General features: G+C 58.5%; 15 protein-coding genes and 6 pseudogenes. 9 read left to right on the forward strand and 12 right to left on the reverse strand.

Going from position 1 to position 19,438, the window contains the following annotated elements:
* Nucleotides 1-386: pseudogene (locus GNZ13_RS51790) on the forward strand (hypothetical protein); the annotation flags it as partial.
* A 670-nt stretch (nt 387-1,056) separates the two neighbouring features.
* Here GNZ13_RS51790 and GNZ13_RS54010 read toward each other — a convergent pair.
* The 5 genes and pseudogenes from GNZ13_RS54010 to GNZ13_RS53115 all read right to left on the reverse strand — a co-directional run.
* Entirely contained in the window at nt 1,057-1,920 is an 864-nt protein-coding gene (locus tag GNZ13_RS54010; RefSeq protein ID WP_328807376.1) for a hypothetical protein, read from the reverse strand.
* Nucleotides 1,921-2,585: 665 nt separating this feature from the next.
* A pseudogene (locus GNZ13_RS42955) lies at nt 2,586-2,879 on the reverse strand (DDE-type integrase/transposase/recombinase); the annotation flags it as partial.
* 350 nt (nt 2,880-3,229) lie between these two features.
* Nucleotides 3,230-3,439, reverse strand: coding sequence for a hypothetical protein (locus GNZ13_RS42960; protein WP_172176459.1), 210 nt, complete (start codon nt 3,437-3,439; stop codon nt 3,230-3,232).
* Between the two features lie 34 nt (nt 3,440-3,473).
* Nucleotides 3,474-3,638: a hypothetical protein gene (locus tag GNZ13_RS42965; RefSeq protein ID WP_172176461.1), complete on the reverse strand. Its 165-nt coding sequence runs from the start codon at nt 3,636-3,638 to the stop codon at nt 3,474-3,476.
* A gap of 330 nt (nt 3,639-3,968) precedes the next feature.
* Nucleotides 3,969-4,220: pseudogene (locus GNZ13_RS53115) on the reverse strand (cytochrome c biogenesis protein DipZ); the annotation flags it as partial.
* Between GNZ13_RS53115 and GNZ13_RS53120 the strand changes: the two are divergent.
* Together GNZ13_RS53120 and GNZ13_RS42975 are read left to right on the forward strand one after the other, a co-directional pair.
* Nucleotides 4,206-4,628, forward strand: a pseudogene (locus GNZ13_RS53120) (sugar ABC transporter ATP-binding protein); the annotation flags it as partial. The pseudogenes GNZ13_RS53115 and GNZ13_RS53120 sit on opposite strands and share 15 nt — an antisense overlap.
* 373 nt (nt 4,629-5,001) lie before the next feature.
* A complete protein-coding gene (locus GNZ13_RS42975; protein WP_172176465.1) occupies nt 5,002-5,283 on the forward strand; it encodes a DUF1488 family protein in 282 nt (93 codons plus the stop codon).
* Nucleotides 5,284-6,032: 749 nt separating this feature from the next.
* On the opposite strand, the gene GNZ13_RS42980 is transcribed toward GNZ13_RS42975, so the two are convergent.
* The 4 genes from GNZ13_RS42980 to GNZ13_RS42995 form a co-directional block, all read right to left on the reverse strand.
* On the reverse strand, nt 6,033-7,961 hold the full coding sequence (locus GNZ13_RS42980) for an AAA family ATPase (RefSeq protein WP_172176467.1): 1,929 nt from the start codon (nt 7,959-7,961) through the stop codon (nt 6,033-6,035).
* Between the two features lie 72 nt (nt 7,962-8,033).
* Complete coding sequence (locus GNZ13_RS42985; protein ID WP_172176469.1) at nt 8,034-8,396, reverse strand: hypothetical protein; 363 nt, start codon at nt 8,394-8,396, stop codon at nt 8,034-8,036.
* Between the two features lie 614 nt (nt 8,397-9,010).
* Nucleotides 9,011-9,514, reverse strand: coding sequence for a hypothetical protein (locus GNZ13_RS42990; protein ID WP_172176471.1), 504 nt, complete (start codon nt 9,512-9,514; stop codon nt 9,011-9,013).
* Between the two features lie 635 nt (nt 9,515-10,149).
* Nucleotides 10,150-10,368 (reverse strand): hypothetical protein, encoded by a 219-nt coding sequence (locus GNZ13_RS42995; RefSeq protein WP_172176473.1) that lies wholly within the window; start codon nt 10,366-10,368, stop codon nt 10,150-10,152.
* 1,042 nt (nt 10,369-11,410) lie between these two features.
* On the opposite strand from GNZ13_RS42995, the pseudogene GNZ13_RS54015 reads away from it, so the two are divergent.
* The 6 genes and pseudogenes from GNZ13_RS54015 (at nt 11,411) to GNZ13_RS43025 (ending at nt 16,966) form a co-directional block, all read left to right on the forward strand.
* Nucleotides 11,411-11,679: pseudogene (locus GNZ13_RS54015) on the forward strand (HU family DNA-binding protein).
* A 568-nt stretch (nt 11,680-12,247) separates the two neighbouring features.
* A complete protein-coding gene (locus GNZ13_RS43005) occupies nt 12,248-13,492 on the forward strand; it encodes a tyrosine-type recombinase/integrase (protein ID WP_172176475.1) in 1,245 nt (414 codons plus the stop codon).
* Entirely contained in the window at nt 13,489-14,427 is a 939-nt protein-coding gene (locus GNZ13_RS43010) for a tyrosine-type recombinase/integrase (protein WP_172176477.1), read from the forward strand. The genes GNZ13_RS43005 and GNZ13_RS43010 overlap by 4 nt, the downstream gene beginning before the upstream one ends.
* Nucleotides 14,420-15,415 (forward strand): tyrosine-type recombinase/integrase, encoded by a 996-nt coding sequence (locus GNZ13_RS43015; protein ID WP_172176479.1) that lies wholly within the window; start codon nt 14,420-14,422, stop codon nt 15,413-15,415. Before GNZ13_RS43010 ends, GNZ13_RS43015 begins: the two co-directional genes overlap by 8 nt.
* A gap of 895 nt (nt 15,416-16,310) precedes the next feature.
* Nucleotides 16,311-16,751 carry an SET domain-containing protein gene (locus GNZ13_RS43020; RefSeq protein WP_172176482.1) on the forward strand — a complete coding sequence of 147 codons (441 nt, stop codon included), beginning with the start codon at nt 16,311-16,313 and terminating at the stop codon, nt 16,749-16,751.
* The gene (locus GNZ13_RS43025; protein WP_216675244.1) at nt 16,748-16,966 is read left to right on the forward strand and encodes a hypothetical protein; all 219 of its coding nucleotides are present in this window, start codon (nt 16,748-16,750) and stop codon (nt 16,964-16,966) included. Before GNZ13_RS43020 ends, GNZ13_RS43025 begins: the two co-directional genes overlap by 4 nt.
* Before the next feature lie 603 nt (nt 16,967-17,569).
* Here GNZ13_RS43025 and GNZ13_RS43030 read toward each other — a convergent pair.
* The 3 genes and pseudogenes from GNZ13_RS43030 to GNZ13_RS51795 all read right to left on the reverse strand — a co-directional run.
* The gene (locus tag GNZ13_RS43030) at nt 17,570-18,028 is read right to left on the reverse strand and encodes a MarR family winged helix-turn-helix transcriptional regulator (RefSeq protein ID WP_172176486.1); all 459 of its coding nucleotides are present in this window, start codon (nt 18,026-18,028) and stop codon (nt 17,570-17,572) included.
* An 88-nt stretch (nt 18,029-18,116) separates the two neighbouring features.
* Nucleotides 18,117-18,749 carry a TetR family transcriptional regulator gene (locus GNZ13_RS43035; protein ID WP_216675245.1) on the reverse strand — a complete coding sequence of 211 codons (633 nt, stop codon included), beginning with the start codon at nt 18,747-18,749 and terminating at the stop codon, nt 18,117-18,119.
* Nucleotides 18,750-19,246: 497 nt separating this feature from the next.
* Nucleotides 19,247-19,438 (reverse strand): annotated as a pseudogene (locus tag GNZ13_RS51795) (hypothetical protein); the annotation flags it as partial.

Consider the following 19,438-nt stretch of genomic DNA (forward strand, 5'->3'; position numbering starts at 1 on the left):
TCCATTTCTGGCTGTTGCCGAGCGCCGATGCGAATCGCATGCTCAAGGCATTCGACGACGGTCGAAAGCGTATCTACGCGGTCGCGGAAAGGAATGCCCGCGGCGCCGGCCAGGACGGGGACGTCGGCCAGCCACCATGCCGCGTCAGCGGTTTAGTTCAATTCCTTTTATGGAAAACCCGCGAGCGGCAGGGAAGCCAGGTTTTTCCGCGCCGTGCCGTCGGTTTGCATAATTTTGTTTGTGGCAACCCTCGACCGGTCGGGGCCCGCCGACCAGACATGAACAAATTTACGCAAGGCGCTGTTGCGCAAAATTGTTCCTGCGCCAGGCGGTCTGGCCGCACCATGCACGACGAGCTCGTCAGAGGCGCGCATCGCTGTAGGTAGGGAACGGGTTCGCGCAAAAATTGGGAGCAAAGTTATGCAAGCCAACGGCAGTTCCGGCTACAAATTCGTTTGGTGATCGGACTATTAAAATAAGTATTCTTATCACAATAGCGTGATTGTTGTGTCAAACTGGCACCTATGAAAACGCGCCTCACCCCGACACCTTCACCCGAACCTCGTCCTGTCGATTTCCCCGATGCCGACGAGCTGGCCATGCTGCGAGCCTGGTACTCCGGCATGGGGTAATCGTACCTTTTGTGCAATTTCTGGCGGTTCGATTCTGAAAGGTCATATCGATCAAAGACTTGCGAATCCTTTGATTTCGCGAAAGCGGTGCAGCCGCAGAGCCTTGCCGCAAGCGGCTCTGCAGGTGGGTACCGCCATATTTCGCACGAAAGGTACAATTACCCCAGCTCGCGTAACGATAGTGAGGTTTTCGTCCTGGCCGAATCACTTCGCGAGCCGACGAGTGCAGCAGACGAAGAAACGACGCCACGCGAGTTGCCCGCAGCTTCCAGAGTTCGGCTCCAGCCGGCGCAAGCAATCAAGGCTGCGATGAGAAGAGGCAGGTTTCTCTTCTCAACGACCGGGTATGTGGCGTCCGCTGAAAGGGCGCGCCGTTCGCTGGCAGCCCCGCCGCCACGGAGTTCTGCTGAACTGTCGATTCAGGTCAGAGCGACACGATCTGTCGCAATAGTTCCAGCGCTTTCATCTCATCCAGCCGCCCAGTCCGTGCTTTCCCTGCGAGCGTCTTGATCAGCGCCTCTGCTATTGGTTCAATGCCTATCAGATCGTCCAGGCTCGTCACGGGAGCAGAACGGCGCGGCTCCGCAATAACCTCTGTGACGGAGGCCGGCGCAGGTTGCTGGTGAGAGGCGGACGGTGGGACATCGTTGTCAACAGTTTGCCGGATCGCCAGATCGGAGGTAGGCGGGCGTACTGGGTCGAGTTGCTCCAAGATTGCCTTCGTCACGGCGGCATCGCTGGTGTGATTCGCCTCGGACGGTTGGGCGTGTCGATCGCTCGCGGTTTTCGCCTTTTTGCCCGCGGACTTTCTTGCCACCGCCGCTTCCGGCCTTATCGCAGCTGATAGCTCCTGTTGATCAGATGCAGGTCGACCCGACTGTGGATCAAGCAGAGCCGACACCGACTCAGGAATGTCCGTGACTGAACGCGGAATGTCCAGCCAGGCAGTTGGCAACCCGAGGCGTTCAGTGAAACGGCTGGCTTCGGCGTCGTCCATGCGCTTCTGCCCATACAGACGATTGTCCAGGTTGGAGGCGCTGATACTCATTACCGCGCTGAGTCGCACCTTCGATCCCTTACGGGAGGTGAGTACGTGCAGGTTGGCGCGACGAATGTTTTGCAGAGCCGCCACGTCGTTCAACGGCAAGGATTGCTGGGCCCCCGACTTCACGGACGCTTTAGCTCTCGCTGATGCTGGTTTCGACGAAGTAACCGTGGCAGTCCTTGCCGCTGTGGGCTTGCTCTTCGCGACGGCCTGTGGCGAGCCGCCATCGGTTCTCTTTGACATTTCTGGTTCCCTGGGCAAACGGTCAGTGGGGGTAGGGGGGCGGTTCGCTGGTATTGCAGGAGCCGGTACCGATGCCTGCTCGTCCGCCGACTCCGGTTCAGGTTAGCGCGAATAAAGTCAAGCGGCGCCTTCAAACGACTGATGGTCTCGGATGTGAGGGCAGGGTTGGGTTGATCGAAAAACCCATCGGGTAGCCCGAGCGTCGTTTCAATGTGGAAGGCCGTCTCGGGTGTGAATCTCTCGCCGTTTATTAATTCGGCGTCAGGTTGGAATCGAGTCCCAGTGCAATATTCTCTGCGCCCACCGCATCGACCAGCCATTTAAACGAACGCGTTTTGAAAATGGATGCCGTCTGGGTTGGATCCCGGGCAGGTGGCGTTTTTACATATGGCTTGTTCTGTCGATGAGAAGTCGATGGTTGGCGCGATTGACGCGGGCCCTTGTCTCGAGATCCCGGATATCGCCCATGTGGCTGACTCATAAAGTGGGGCTCTCCGCCGGTGAAATCACTATCAATGCGGGGATTATAAGCGAGGGGGTACTCACGCCGGGCTTGTGTCAGCCAACGAGCCGTTCTGGTGACCCCAAACGCTGACGGCGTTGCTCCTTTCGGTTGTGGTGCCAATAGAGAAAGCGATCGAGAAGCCGCCAGTTTTCGCGTCAACTCAACAAACTGGAAGCTTGGCTATGCAGACGACAGGCGCGGTAGTCTCTGTGAGCCGCACGTCGGTCAGACCGAGTTGGCCTCAGCGAATGCGATGCATCAGTTCGATCCCGGAGATCGTAACGGTGGAGTCCCTGAAGCGTTTGAAGCCGAGCATGACGTCCACCCGCGATTTGACGTTGCGATGGTTCCTGTCGATCCGGTTTTTCAGGTACCTGGACGATTTCAGCGTTATCTCTTCGGGCAGAAGTCCTTCTACTTTCATCTCGCGCGCCGCACGATGGGACGCTGTGTAGGCGACGGCTACGGTACTCCCTTAAGTGGACACACATTCGCTCGGGACCTGCAGCGGCGTGAGTGGAGGCCGACGCGATTGCAGATGGCGGACGCGGCTCACCGGCAAGCGGGCCAATCTGAAGGGAGGAATTTGAACGCCCGCGTTCTGACTGGGAGACCGCCGCATTGTGCCCCAAGGGGCGTTCCACAGGGTAACCGTACACAGCCAGGTTCGCTGCTAGCCCATCTGCTCAGACGGATCGAGACTACCGCGGACAGTCTGCTGCCCGAGATGGGTTAAGCCAACTTCACAGATCGATACAGTTCAGCGCTGCGGTCGCGAAAAATCGTCGCCTCCTGGTAACTCGTTCAATGAATCGAGTCCCGGGTGCTGATGAGGCTATGCGAGTCCATCCAGTCGTACGATCCACTGCTGTGGGCCCACGCCCAGTTCCTTGCCGCTTCACGGTTTTTGCCCACCGCCTGTGCGACCTCTTCGGAGGGCGAACCTTCGTCATACTTGCCGTTCGTGCGCTCAGCGCGGCCGATGTTTCTTGACTTCGATGAGTCGTAGTTCATTGCGATTCCTGATTGAGATTGCTGTCAATGCGCATCAATCCTGTTCCACCAGCTCGTCGTGCATCGACGCAGCGAGAAGCTCGGCGAAGCGCTCAAGCGCCGCGACTGAGCCGTACACTGTGCGGTACTCCTGACGTCCAATCTTCGCGTCAAGAACCACCGTCATTCCCGATTTCCGAGCCAGGTCAAGGATGTCCATCTACTGCTCCACATCGTTGAATCATGCGATTCAGTTAGCACTCTGATGCGCGTGAACGGTTAGTCCATAGAATCGATTCTAAGCACTATGCGCTGGACATCAACGCAGCCGCGGTGAATTCACAGTTTTCAAAACGACAACAATAGAGACGGCGACCGGATACTGCGAGGTCCCATCCGCATTCCGAATATGATGAAATATAAATCGTCGGAAGATTGACCGCGAGGTCAATCCGCGATTGCGTCGGCCACACGAATCCGATTGCAGGCAACGTATGTTCAATGCTGCGCCAGGTCGGCTGGCAGACGGGCTCCGGATAAAAATGGCGATCTAGCCAAACGTGAATGCATAGGCGCTCACACTTGGATCGAGAAATTCGACGGCGAATGCCCGTTCCCGTATCGGCCCCGTCTGACGCACCAACTGATACAGACGCACGCTATTCACGGTCCCGCTGCCGTCGGCTGCGATGTAGGCGCCATACGATGCGCACGGCGGCAGACCGTCGATCGTGACGCGCAACCGGACAGGCTTGGCATCTGGAGCGGACCCCAGCACCAGATGCAGGTCGCACGCAGCGAAACCGCGGGACTTGCGCGGCAGCAGATGGCGAATCTGATGGTCGGGCGCGACTTGTCCGATATTTTTCCCGACAAGATTACCGTGCCTGCCGACGCGCCGATCGCGTTGAAGGTAGAAGGCCTCGCGGTACCAGATTGGGTGGGAGATCTGAGCTTCGAGGCGCGCGCCGGCGAAGTGCTGGGTTTTGCAGGCCTTGTCGGCGCGGGTCGTACCGAAGCGTTCATCGGCTTGCTCAAACGCGCGGCGGGCCGCATCGAAATCGCCAGCCGCCGCGTCGATCGGAAGAGCCCACGCGACGCAATGCGCCACGGCCTCACGTATCTGAGCGGAGACCGCGAAGGAAAAGGTCTGCATGCGAATCTGAGCCGGCAGGACAACGTCACGCTGATGACGCTCGAACGCTACGCGCCGCGACCTACGAACGATCCTTCAGAAACGTCTTTTGCGGTCTCGCTTATAAGGCGGCCTTTATTGGGTTGCGCCGCACCCATCGCTAGATGGCGGTACGCATTTGCTCCCGAAAAACTCACATTAGCGAGGGATCTCTATTTTTTAAACGCGACTAACCGTTATTGGTGATAGGAACCGCCACAAACCACACAACCGCCTCCAACTCGACGGCCGCCTGAAAAAATAGCGAGCATGCGGCGTTTAGGAGATTGTCGATAATCCAAACCTGGCGAGGTTGAAATGGTGCGTCACCGGCGAGCGCGCAGCTTTCAATTTCTGATAAATTTATTGCTGCGCGGCGCAGTACAAATACAAAGGCCGGGAATGATCATTGAGGTGTTTCAAGGAAGTTCTTGATCGGGCGCCCGTCGTCTCTCCGGACGGGCGCGTTGTGATCTTCACATTGTCGATCTGCGGACGCGAGGTCGAAGGTGCGGTTGACTGTGATGCACTCGAACAATGTTTCTGGCTGCCGCGCGACGCGGACGCAACGCGCACGCTCAAAACGTTTGAAAACGGTCGCAACCGCATCGTCGCGGTCGCCCAAAGAAAGTTACTTGCACGACCTGACGACCCGCTGCGGCTGACCTTCGATGACTTCGTGACCCGGTAACCGACCGTTGGCTGACGATGACTGCCGCGTCGATATGCGTCTGATAAACACATAAAAAGCGCGATTGTGCGTGTGTTGTTTGTCTGTCTGTCGAAGGTGATAATTTCTTTTATGGAAAACCCGCGAGCGGCACGGAGGCCAGGCTTTTCCGCGCCTTGCGCGCACCAAATGACACAGGTTTCGACACGCTCATAGGGAGCCTCTGTCTATGCCAGCGGCAGTAGCGGCGCTGAGGCCGCAACGGCCGTCGTAGCCGGTGCAGTGCAGGGGAAGCGTAGGAGGCGAGCCGCGATAACACCCGTTATCGCCGCAATCGCGTTGCGGCAGTGCATCGGCGAAACGGGCCGAGGGTAGGGCGCAGTCTTGTGTGCAGTCCCGACTCAACCGTTCGATGCACCTCAGATTTTCGCACGACCGCGTCCTTTGCCAGGGATGGACGGCAGTTCTTGAGGTTTATTCAACGCATGCCCGCACGCGCCGTCGCGCGCCTCCAAGCTCGCAGACATGGGCAGGCGTCGAACAAACCTCAAGAAATCCGGTCCGTTGCGGGTGTGCAGCACTCGCGTTCCGGCCGGCGCGTTCTATTCAACAGAATGGTTGAGGTGAAGGCGCCGGCGAGTTTCGTCGAATAATGGTGGTGATGAAGAATATCGTCCAGCTTCAGACTTGCATGAACAAGTAGGAGCGGGCGACTTACAAGCCAGCCACCACACTCGCCATGGCAACCGATGCGAAAACGCTGCCGTGAGTCAGCCGATAGAAACATCCAGAGTCGAGAGTGCCGCATGCACGTCGGCGGTCGTGATGGTGGTGGCCCCCGACTCGATATGCTGCGCCGCTGCCTCGTCGACGATCCGTTGCAGCGCGGCGTCAGCATCCGCGATCGAGCAACCTTCGAGACCCGTGATCACGCATTCCACCGTCTGCCGCGAGATTGCAAAGGTGTCTCCAGCCTTGAGCTTCAGCTGGGCGCGTATGTACGCCGAAAGCGATTCGCGTGAAGGCACATCGAAGCGGATCTTCTGCTCAAGGCGACCGCCGCGCAGCACGGCCGGATCCAGCGCTTCAGGATGATTGGTTGCGGCAATCACCAGTACGTCAGGCACCCGGCCATCGGCGCCGTCGATTGAGGCAAGTATCCGGTTGGTCACCGGTGCAACGCCGGACATACGCCGGTCACTGAGCACGTCGTCCCCTTCATCGACAAACACGATGCATGGTCGGAGGTCCTTCGCCTGACGGTAGAGCCGGTCCCATGTGGTATGACTATGGAGCAGTTCTGCGCCGGTGGTTTTGAGGAATGCCCAGCCGCTGGATTTTGCGAGCGCGAGGGCTGCTAGTGTCTTGCCGGTGCCAGGTGGGCCGTAGAACAGCACACCCCTTGGCAGCGCGCCGCCGAGCTGTTCCATCCGGTGAACGTGTCTCAGGCGCATCGAGAGGCGCTTCAGCTGGTCCCGTGACCCGTCGGGCATGATGATCGCTTCAATTGCCTTGACGTTCTCCGGCAGCTGCCCCTTCGATCCCTGGATACGGCGCATGGCCTGCATGGCAGTTTCAAATGACACCTGGCCGTTTCCAAAGAGACCTTCCCGCCGCATGTCGGCGAGTTGCGGCCCGATAGCTGCCAAGCGGGCAACGCTGAAGCCGGCCCAGCGCGCTGCGAGACTCCTGAGCACCGGTATGCTGAGCGCATTCGGCCCGAGCGCCTTGCCGACCGAACGCCGAAGGATCGCTTCACGGGCCGGCGTATCGGGTGGTGGGATCTCCACCTTGAAGTCAAAGCGACCCTCGCGGATGGCAGCCCCGTCCAGCCGGCCGAGGTCATTGGTCGCGGCTATAAGGATAGTGCCTGTGGCGCCGTGGCGCAGGCGTGTGATCTCGGTGAGCATCGTATTGCACAGATCGCGATCCATGGAGTGAGGCTGATCGTTGCGTGATTTTATAAAACCATCGATTTCATCAATGAAAAAAATTGCGTGCCCTAATCGTGTTGCCTGGGCGAATGCCGCCTTCACACGTTCAGGTGTCTCGTTGATCCACTTCGAGGCGATGTCCTGGTAGGAAATCGAGAAGAACGGAATCCCCAGCTCACCGGCCAGCGCTTCAGCGAACATCGTCTTGCCGTTACCCGGCTCGCCGGAGAGCAGGATCCCGTTTCTTGCCTGCTCCGGATGAGTGAGGACGTCACGTGCCGCATTGAGCAGCCGATTCTTGGTCTCTGCCATACCCACGATCGAATCAAAGCTGAATCGCGCACAATGCACACGATCATCCAGAAGATTCGCTTGCTGCGGCGTGGGTTGGCCGGGGACTGCCTGCGCAGGGGTGCTTAGGGTTGGTTGTTGTACAGGCCGCGACGTGGATCGTCGGGCCTGAAGATGCCGGTGCACTGCGCGTAACACCAGCCAGAATACGATGCCGACACCGAGTAAGGCTGCCGTGCGCACGGAAGAATGAGCCACCACAAACAGCAGGGCGACGACGGTTCCTGCCGTCATCAGCCCGCGGGCAACGCGCACGTAGCGGTGGAGCGCGAGCGCCAGGCCGGCGCAGATCAGCATGGCGAATAGCCAGTGCATGTCGTTGAGGTGAAGTACTGACCCAAGGCCGGCACCCGCGAAGATCCCAGTCAGGATGGGCGGAAACAGGCGGGCAGTAGATACGATGGTGTCTTTCATGGATGAATCTCCGTAGAAGCGGGGCGACGATAGCGAAGAGCCTGGTCACAGGCGTAGAGATACGCGGGGCGCCTAGCGAAGCAGGGGGATGACGTCCTCCTCGATCGTGTCGTAGAGGTCATCGCGGATGAGTTGCGCCAACGCATGGCGTTCACAGAAAGCCACCGTAACTAACAGACCCGCGAGCGCAATGGAGCCGGCCTTGACCATTGCGAGTACTACGAGGGCAAGACCCTGTGCCAGCGCTGGGCAGGCCCCCTGCAGTCCGTCGAGTCCCAGCACGACTCCAAGGGACGAGGTGCAGGCCATGAAGGGGGGCAGGATGAACATCAGTACCGCCGCGGTGTTCCAGTACATCCTGACGGGACGGGGAAGGTACGCGTGATCCGGGTGGATGAAGTTGAAAAACGACGTGTGCTGTTGATCGTTATGCATGGGAAGCTCCATATTGGTGGTGGGTTGGATCTGTCCGGCTCACCGCAACGAGACGGCGGGCCCGGACAGATCCAGGTTCACATGGTCAGACGGGAACGCAAGTCGGATTGCGTTAGCGAAGCACGATGAGCGGGCGACCTCGTCTGGGCAGCCACAGGCTCGGACTTGGTCGCCGCCGGCGTGTGCGGGTTCTCACTCGCCTGAACACGCGCCGCTGGTTCTGCCGCAACATTCGTCTCGAGTGTGCGATCGGGCGCCTGAGGTCGGCACTCAGGCGCCGGTGCCAGGCCTCAATCGCATCGACGGGGATGCTGGCGTCGATATAGCCTGTGACGCCCGAGTCGGTCACGACCTTGATGACCTCGCAACCGTTGGCTGCGATAAAGCGTTTATTTTCCATTCGGGGCCTCCGTGCGTGCACTCTTCACGTTTCACTTGTGCATATGGCGCCGTATCCACCGTGCGAAGACGATGAGTGGCGTCGAGCAGTCGATGAGGCACTGCCGGCATTCATCGACGAATATCTGCCAGAGGTTCTTTCGGGGATTGCCCATAGGGATGTCCTTGTGAAAGTGAGGCCATGGGGCTCGGGTCTGGAAAGGGAAGTCGGCTGCTCAGCGATGGGCGGTCGACGCGACGGGTGCACTTGCCGGAGCAAGGACAAGTACGCCGGGATACTGCGGCGCGGTTGCCACGGCATGGCCGAACGGTCCTGTGGCTCCACTGATCTGCGCCGGTGCCTCGGGGACCGTGATCGACGCGACTGTCTGGCCATCCGTAACGCACGTGACGGGCGGGTGCCCACCTGATCGGCCAATCGTCAGCGTGTCTCCCGGCTGGCCACACCACGAGTCCTTGTCGTTGCTGAGCGTGCAGGCGGCGTCTGGACCAACGGTGCCAGTTGGATCCAGCATGGTGAGCGTGACCTGCTGGGTGTGACGGTGCTGTGCTGGCATGTCGTTGCCAGGTGTCACGATGTTTGCCGGTCCGCGGCCGCGATCTATCAGATCGAACCCGGTGACGGGGCGTGAAGATCCGCCTGCCGGGCTGGCGAAGGCACGGGCCGGCGCGGCGGCGAAGGCTGCAGCGCCGAACCACTTCAGATTTGCATTTGGCATTTGAATATCCCATCTGGTTGTGAATGTTTGTCAGCCAGAGGGCATCGAAGGGATGCCTGCTGGCTGACGGTCCCTGCGTGATTGAGTGCGAGGACCGATTCAGGATCACATGGGTTTTTGCAAACGCAAGTCAGGTGCACGCTATTGGTGGTGGCTCACATGAGCGCAATCCCAACTGGGGGCGCGTCTGGCCCGGGTGATGTCACAAACAGGCGACCGCAGCAGAGCGGATTACTTCCGGAGCACATTTATCGATGAAAGACGTCCAGTGGCAGCGTTTCATTTGCCTGGATAGTCGACCGCGAAAAGCGGACGGTGATGAAATGCGGCGGAAGGAGGCATGGCGCGGTACGCGACAGCCCGCGACGCAAGCGATGCAGAAGACAGACCCGGGCGGAGAAAAACGGCGAGGACCGGGATGCATGCTGCCCACGCCGTCATGGGGGCGGGCGTGAGGCAGATGGCGCTACATCCTGCTTTTAGCACGTGGCCCGTGCGAGACGACGATCAATGGCCTGATGTAACCAGGGAACATGGCATGACATTCGGTCCAGAAAACATGCCATCAAGTCCGACGTTTTGCCGTAGGCGCTTACTCGCTGGAGTTGGTGCGAATCATTGCGTATCGCGACCAGTTAGCGGGCCGGTCCGCTGCACATCTTTTCGCAGCGTTCGAGACAGTCGCGTTGCGCTCCGTCCACGGTTGGCAGTGCGGGACGCGGATGCGCGACCAACAGCCCTATGGAAACGATGCCAGCGCTGGATGCCGCCGCCGCGATGGCGAGCAACAGAAGCGAAATATCGCCGCTGTCGTGTGGAAAGAAATATGCAGCGAGCTTGCTTAAGTGCTTCATCAGGACTCCACTAGATTGATGTTGTAGATGCCACCTTGAGTCGGTGGATGCGCCGCATAACTGGCGCAACTCCAGTGTTATGCCCAGATTGCTGAACGCAAATTCATGCGCGTGCATTGCTAACGGTCAAATGTCTCGTCAATATCCGGTCCTTGGCCACGAAAGTGCAATAGCAACGCATGTGGGTTTGTCTGGGTTCAACTGATGTGTAGACAGCAGCACTTCACTCGACAGACAGTGTCAGGTCCTGTCGTCATTCCCGACTTGATAGCCGTCTTTTCGTGGCGAGGCGCAGGCTTGGGGTTCAACTCGCCCCGGAGAACCATTCCCATGGTCGAGTGCCAGCTAATACGCATTAAACACAATCCTGCTAATGCCGAGTCATCACCGCGCCGATGCGCCCATTAAACGTAATGAAGCTAATACGACTTATCAGCATTGAAAATGATGCGACCTATTTGCTTTGCCCTTGAGGTAGCCTGCGGGCTCCCGGCGCCCCATCCATGTTTGCGCGAAAGCGCGCCGATCATCGAGGCATGGGACCTGACCCGTATCCTGGATGGACGCCCTTCGCAAAGCGGCACCGTGCTCAAACCACTCGAATGGCGGTTTCGGTCAATGGGGGAGGGTATGAAAGTCAGAGCTATCATACCCTTCGTTTGCTGACACTGGCCCTTATTTCAAGAAGATGTGCTGGCGGATTGGCGGAAGCAGCCTGAGCCGCGCGGGACGCGGGCGCAAGCAGGAGAAGGCATGGGGTGGACCGAGGCGTGGCCGATGGTCGCGGCTGGCCGATCCTCGAATGCCGGCCTCCGGCGCAGAGCCCAGGAGGTTGAGCGTTCGCCGTCAGCATCCGTGCCCTTGCATGCACCAATTTCCTCAGGCGCCTTCGACAGGCTCGCGCCGGAACGACAGGAGAAGACGGGCCGCCATCGGTGTGGGCCGGGGGCGTGAAATCCGTGCAGTTGCGTGCCGATTGCGCGCAGGCGCGCCGATCGGGTAGGGTGTCGGCATCATCATTCACTCAACGAGGAAGCAATCAATGAACAAACAGGAACTGGTGGATGCAGTCGCTGCGAAGACCGGAGACAGCAAGGTCGGAACGGGTGAGACGATCGACGCGGTGATCGCGGCCATCATGGGCGAACTGACCAGGTGCAGCTGATCGGCTTCGGCTCGTTTTCCACCGGTGCGCGCGCCGCGCGGGTCGGCCGCAACCCGGCCACCGGCGCAGAGATCCAGATTCCGGCCGCGAAGACGGTCAAGTTCACGGCGGGCAAGGCATTCAAGGATGCGGTGAACGGCGGCTGAGAGCGGGCGAACCGTCGGCGGTTTCCCGCCGGCGGTATTCAGTGGGGCACGTCGCCCCTATCGTTGGCTGGCGATATTAAGCGGGCGTGATTGCAGAAGCGCGTGGGCAGCGCGCGATGATCGAATCTCTCGATACGACGGGCAGGACCTTCGTCAGCACCGTCAACTGGAACAGTCTGCGCGATCTCGGCGCCCAACTTTTCTAATCCGGCGCTGTGTTCAGTCGAGCGGGTTCCGAACATCCGGCTGATTACACCAAGACGAACTTCCAGTTGCAATGGAGGACGGTCGCCAAAACCTTGACTCGAGTAACGCATCCACGTCAGTGTGGATGCGGATTTAAGAGGGTAGCCCCATGTCCTCCCGGACACAGGGCCCCCGAAGAACGGAGCGTGCGACTTTCACCGCATAGTATGAGTTTACCAACATACTATGCGAAATGTGGCGTTCGTCCATATGTGGCGCAGCATCACAATCTCCGTGCCTGTGGCGTCGCTTTCGGCAAATTAACGCCACATAAAAATGAGCGCATAGTGATCGACTCATCCTCCAGACGGGAGAGTGGATCATGTTTGAGGCCATTTATAGCTATCCGCAAGTGTTGCGTCGTCATCGTGATGGACCATGGGCAGAGGAGCGTGAGCGTTTTCTTGCGCATTGTGCCGAACAGGGTTTTTCCCGCGCGACACTTCGACAGACCGCTGCTGAACTCCTGGTTGTCGCCCAATACTTCGATATCAGTGAATCAACGTTCATCGCACATGACGTAGAGGCCGCCGCTGATCGCTGGGTACGCTTTCAGCGTCGACGCCAGCGGATTCAAGATTGTCGTTGGTCTCGTCAGCGATTCGTTTCAACGGCCAGCTCATGGCTGCGTTTTCTCGATTGCCTGGAGCAGCCACAACAGGAGACCAAACCCTTCGCACATCTGATCGAAGAATTTTCGGACTTCATGCGCGATGAGCGTGGACTGTCTGCCAAGACCATCGCGGGTCGATGCTGGCAGGTGCGTCACCTTCTCGACAGCTTACAAACCGCAAAGCACTCGTTGGCGCGCCTGTCACTCAAAGAGGTGGATGACTATCTGACGATGAAGGCTGATCAGGGCTGGGGGCGAGTAACGATGGCTAGCGCGGCCAGTGCGTTACGCAGCTTTTTTACCTATGCGGAAATGCGGCGATGGTGCCCATCAGGAATTGCTGCTGGTATTGAAGGTCCGCGCGTATTCAGGGAAGAAGGACTTCCCCGCAGTCTGGACTGGCAACAGGTGCGTCAACTCATCGCGAGTACGGGTGGCTGCGGTGCCCGGGACATCCGCGATCGTGCAATTCTTATGCTGTTTGCCATCTATGGGTTGCGGAGGAGCGAGGTGTCACAGTTGCGACTGGAGGATGTCGACTGGGAACATGAAGTACTTTGCGTTACACGGTCCAAACTTCGGCGCACACAGGACTATCCGCTGATACCAGTAGTGGGTGACGTCATCCTGCGTTACCTTCAGGAGGTTCGGCCTCGCTCTACCCGCAGGGAGCTTTTTCTGGCACTCAAAGCTCCGTTTCGCCCACTGTCGATGAACGACATGTATCGGCTTGTGAGAAGCCGTCTCGCTGTGCTGGGCGTCTCGGGCCCATATCGCGGCCCGCATTGCCTGAGACACGCGTGCGCTACACATCTTCTCGCCTCGGGCCTCACGCTTAAACAAGTCGGTGACCATCTGGGTCATCGCAGCGCATACGCGACCCGTGTGTACGCGAAGGTCGATCTGGCCGGATTGCGGCAGGTAGCGGAGTTTGATCTCAGGGGGCTGCTATGAAGCTCAGCGCTGCAGTGGACGAATATGTTCGCCACAAACGCTCTCTCGGCATGAGATTCAACACTGAGGCCCGTACGCTCAAATCCTTTTGTCGGGCCTTGGGCGACGTGTCGATGGCCGGGGTTAGGCCCGATCGTGTGTACAGTTTCCTGGCGGGTTCTGGGCCGGTCACGGTTTTCTGGAGAAACAAACACTCGGTTCTGCGCGGCTTTTATCGTTTTGCTTTCGCGCGTGGCTACGGAGCTACGTCTCCGCTGCCGAATATTGTTCCCAAACCTCCACATGCCTTTGTGCCTTACATCTACTCGCGCGAAGAAGTCAGACGCCTGCTCGAGGCTGCCTCAGCCACACCCCCTTCCCAGGCACGCATCGACCCCGATGTATTGCGCATGCTGCTTCTGATGTTGTATGGCGCCGCCCTTCGGATTAGCGAGGCGCTGACCCTCACGATGGCAGACGTGGATCTGGAGCAAGCAGTGCTGTGCATCCGCGAGAGCAAGTTCTACAGGACACGGCTGGTACCGTTGGGGAGCGACCTCGCTGAGACACTCAGGCAGTTCGTCGTCAGACGCAACCGGCGTTATTCCTGCCGGCCCGACGCGCCTTTGTTTCCGTTCCGAGATGGCAGGGCATTGAGCCGCAACGCAGCTGAAGTCGCTTTCCGACGTGTAAGAGATCGTGCTGGCGTTCTGCGACACGACGGGGCTCGCTATCAGCCACGCCTTCATGATCTGAGGCACGCCGCAGCAGTTCATCGGCTCATTGCCTGGTATCGCAGCGGGGCCGATGTCCAGCGTCTGTTGCCTCAGCTTGCAACCTATCTCGGACACGTTCACATTGCCGGTACGCAGCGCTACCTTACCCTCACACCCGAACTGCTACGCGAAGCGAGTTTGCGATTCGAGCGTTTTGCAATGGAGGCTTCCCATGCGTGACTCCACTCTTCTGGGACCGTGGGTCCGACGCTTTCTGCTTGAGCATCTGGTCGCAGAGCGTAATCTCGCTCTCAACACTCAAAGAAGCTATCGTGACATGCTCACGTTGCTTTTGCCTTTCCTGGCGAGAAAGCTCAAGAAGTCCATCGACCGCCTCACCGTCGTTGATCTCTCGCCGAAACTCGCACGATCATTTCTCGGCCATCTGGAACAGCAGCGTAAATGCGAGGTAAGTACCCGGAACCAGCGTCTGGGCGCCCTCCATGCTCTCGCACGTTTTGTTGGCGAGCACAGTCCTGAGCATGTGGACTGGTGTGCCCAAATTCGCCTGATTCCTTACAAGAAGACCAGCCAGCCGGGCATCACCTATCTGGATAAGGCCGAAATGGATGCGCTCCTTTCCGCACCCGACCGCGAAACTGCGCAGGGGCGGCGCGACTATGCATTGCTACTGTTTCTCTACAACTCGGGGGCACGTGCAAGTGAAGCAGCACAGCTTCTGATTCGGGACGTCGACTTGCCAGGCCTGTCCGTCAGGATCATTGGTAAAGGAAACAAGCAGCGCCTTTGCCCGTTGTGGCCGACGACGGTGGATCAGCTCATGCCGCTAATCGCTGGGCGCGGCCAACTCGATCATGTGTTCCTGAACCGCTGTGGCCAGCCAGTCACTCGCTTTGGTATTCATACGTTGGTCGAGCGGTCCGCATCCAGAGCTTGTACGCAAGCCCCTTCATTGGAGAGTAAGCGTGTCAGTCCACACACGATTCGACATTCCTCCGCGACGGCGCTGCTTCGGGCCGGTGTCGATATCAACACGATCCGCGGCTGGCTGGGCCACGTATCACTTAACACGACGAACATCTACGCCGAAATTGATCTGGAAACCAAAGCGAGAGCGTTGGCCACCTGTGCTCCCTCTGATGGCGGTAAATCCAGAAAGCACTGGCGAGAACAGCCAGAATTGATGGAGTTCCTGCGTGGACTATAGTTGAAAATATATGTGGTGGCCGATCCGACATTCTGCCCATCGCAACGGTACGCAATGGATCGCCGCCACATATGGACGAACGCCACATTTCGCACTCCGCTCGCGCACAGCATTAAGCGTCGTGCTGACGCCGGTCTCGCCGCAACGCACGAGCCCTTCGCAGGCTGTCATGTTGTTGATTCGCCTCATCGCTGAGACGAGGAGTGCTGAACCGAAGCGCTACCGGTCTCTCACCAGCTTCCCCTCGATGAACCTTAAACATGGACCCTCGACAGCTGCACCACACGAAAGTCTGCACCCTTTCGGGTTAGGGCAAATTTAGAACCCCTATGCGACCCGTTACAGGCTGCCGTTGGCTTTTTTCGCGTTCTCATACCCACTTGCCCGACAGCTTCCCTTACGAGTCACCTGCCATCGCCGAAACGCCGACGTTGGCGGACAATTGGGCTTACCGTGTTTCGCATGGAGGACACGAGCAGGTTAGGTTCTGCCTTTTCGCCGGCAGTCACTTGTCCGTGTGTTCCGAGTGGCAGACGAAACATCCGACTGCATGCCTTTTGGCTCAAGCCTGACAGCGCCTTTGGCTTGCTTATAGTGACGACGTTTATCAGCAGTTCGCTTATGCTAACCATGCTGCTCAACCTTGCACCCCATCCGCCTTGACGCTGGCAGACAACGGCATGCTCTCACGAGCACACCGCCGTTCAAAGAACGGGTTACGTTGTCCCGGTGGCTTCACACCAGGTCGTTACCAACCCAGCGTGCACCGATAGGTTACGATTGACGGAACAATCGGTTTCTCTTCTGGGCAACCCAGATGAAACAATCCTCCAGGTGACTTCGCACGTCGCACTGCCTCTTTTATACTGACGCGCATAACAGTCGAGGGAACACCATGAGGCGTGTGATCGTCCGGCGATCGTCAGTTCACGGCAGGGGCGTGTTCGCAATAAAACCGCTCGCGGCGGGCGAATGCGTGCTGCAGTACAAGGGTGAAATTACGTCGTGGCGCGATGCCGTGCGCCGTCACCGACGCGAAGGCGTCGAAGGCCACACGTTTCTGTTCGGGCTGTCGGACGGGTCCGTGATTGACGGCAGCCGCGGTGGCAACAGTGCGCGGTGGCTGAACCACGCCTGCGCGCCGAACTGCGAGACCATCGAGGACGAGGGACGGATTTTCATCCACACGCTCCGGCCGATCGAGGCCGGTGAAGAACTGTTTATCGAATATCTCCTCGCCACTGACGATCCCTTGGATGAAGACGTCCGGGCGCAGTACGCATGTCGGTGCGCCGCGGCGGACTGTCGTCACTCGATGCTGGCCGACGTAGCGTGAACAGGGTGGCAGAGGAGCTAGTGGGTAGCATCGCGATCCCGAAAAACGCCGAGGGCCCGAAGTGGGAGATAGATGGATTTGTCCGGATGGGCGTGAATGTGGTTTTCTATCTCGATGTGCTGAAGCCGCCGTTGCTAAAGGGAGATGTATTCGACGGTGCCCCTGGCGCAGACACGAAGAAACAGATGCCGCTGGATCTTGACGATTGGTGGTGACGTCGACGCCGGCATGCGACAGCTGCCGAATCAGGGGAGCAGTTTATGCAGAAGCGGGAGTTCGTACGAAAGAGAGCAGGGGAAGTGAATCTGCCGGAACTGCTGGACCGGCTTGAACTGGCATTGGCGAGGACGCCCGTTCACACGTCCGTCTGTCGGGCGCTGTCGGATCTGAACCGGCGGCTCGGTTCGGCTAGTGGGAGAACTGCTGCACGGGCCAGTCGATCTCCGTCGCCGCGATGTCGGCGCCAACCCGCCGTCGAATCATTGCCGCTATTTTCGTGAGCGCCATTTTAATTTCCAAGTTCGCTCGATCGGGTCCCATGTGAGCAGCTTCATCTTCGCCACTTCGAAGAGGCAACATGTGCCCGGTAGATGCTGGAGTCGGTTGCTCCCACAAAACGCTCGCTGCCATCGCGGGGGCAGTGAGCAAATCGATCGGATAGGTAGGCGCGCCAGGATTATCGATGAACGTCGTTCGTGCCTCTGTGGACACCGCTAGCGAAGTTAACGAACGTCAAAAGTTGAAGTGGAAATTTCCGGATAGAAGTGGGTCGTTGCTCGCGCAGTTCCGTCGAACGTCGACTGGATTTGCCCGACGCATCACGAAGAAAGAATGCGACGTAACATCTCCTTGAATGAGGCAACCTCGTCAACACTAAAGCCGGCCAGCACCTTGCTGTACACGTCGGTTAATATCCCGGGCATATGGCCCGCAACGATCTGACCTTGCCGAGTCAGAATGAGTCGACTCACGCGTTTATCGACTGCGTTCGGTGTCCGCATCAGCAAGCCGCTTCGGACCAATCGGTCGATCAGGCGTGTGACCGCCGTTGGGTCGACGCCGCACTCCCGCGCGATCAAAGCCGCATGCGAGAGTCCCACCCGTTCCACCAGATACAGGAGGCGGCCCTGCGCCGCAGTGACGTCCAGATCGCGCAGGGTGCGCTGCGAGATTGTGTGCGTCAGAACAGAATGGGCGCGGAAAACAAGGTAGCTGAAATCGCTTTCCATTTCCGTCCTATCAATATCAGTGGACAATGGAGTTTTGGAAGTCATCATTGCTGGCACTCGATCGGGCCGTCTGAAGAGTGTTTTTATCGAAATCTGCATTGAACGGCATTCTATTCGCGTAAGTGATGAACATCGCTCACGCATTCACTGACGTGTTTTGCACCAGGGAAAGCCTGCAAAAGACGAGAGCGACAACGCGCTCAGCCACCTGGCCGGGGTCCTGAGAAACTGGCTCGCCGAGGCTTCTGACAAAAAACCCCATCAGGCACGAGTGCACGAATACTGCCAGGTGCTCCACGTCGATGCCGTCAGTGAGCTGAAGATTCGACCGCGCGTCCCATAATGCAGTTGCAATGCGTTGTTCGGCCAATTTGCGGCTCGCATGCACCTTTTGCCAGAAATCCCGGGTTTCCCCTGTGATTTCGCATCTGGAATGAATGACGCTATAAAGCCGCCTGGCCTTGCCGTTGCGCAGAACGTTGCCAAGTGATCTAGTCAGTTCAGATTTGAGGTACCTCAGCGGATCACGCTGGTTGTCATGCCACTCGACGAGGAAAGGATCTGCAGGAAGTGCCGCATGTTCGAACATTGCATTGAACAGCGCCGACTTGTTCTCGAAATGCCCATAGACTGCACCTCGCGTCACGCCAGCAACACGTGCAATGTCTGACAGCGACGCGCGAGCAAGTCCTCTGCGTAGAAACGTTTGCGCTGCCGAATCGAGTATCTTCGCGCGCGTGCGCATGGCATGCTCGAGAGTTCGTTTCATCACTTGCTTCCATTGTGCGTCGAGGTGACCGGCGAGCATGCCTCACAAGAGGTCAGCTCCCCACCGACAGCCTTGACTGGCTACCGCCGCATGTAAAAGCGCACCTTCTGCAAGGATGGTGCAAAGGTGCTCCGGCCAGGGGGACCGAAAGCACTGGGGTAGGCGCGCCGCATATGCCGATCGCTTCGCATAGGTTTTCGCCATGAAACATCGTTGCGTACTCAGCTCCTGTGCGGTCGCTGTGATGGGTTTCGAGCGACGGCCCCGATAGAAGCTTCGGCACCCATAGTTTGGTCAATCTAGCGGCGTTCGCTTGAATGGACTAGTAGGCCAATTCGGGTGGCTGAACCCCAAAAATGCACGTAACGCGAACGCGGTAGAGGCTCCGATTGCAGAGAACCCGTGCGGACCAGCGACGCAAGCGGAATGGACAACGGTCTCAGTCGAGAGAAAATGGCCGGGCAACGGCGTGAACGTCGCTCGCAGCAGACATGGACCTATTCGTTCCGTATGGCCATGAGGTTGCTCTGGATGTGCTCCACAAACATTTTCGCAACACGCCTGATGTGCCGACGGCTGGGAAAGACTGCGCAGAACTTCGACTCTTCTGATCGATACTCATCGCGCACGGCGGTGAGATGTCCAGCTTCGATATCCTGGTTGACGAGAAGTTCGGCAAGCAAAGCTAT

The sequence above is a fragment of the Paraburkholderia elongata genome, assembly GCF_013177735.1.
Taxonomy (GTDB): domain Bacteria; phylum Pseudomonadota; class Gammaproteobacteria; order Burkholderiales; family Burkholderiaceae; genus Paraburkholderia; species Paraburkholderia elongata.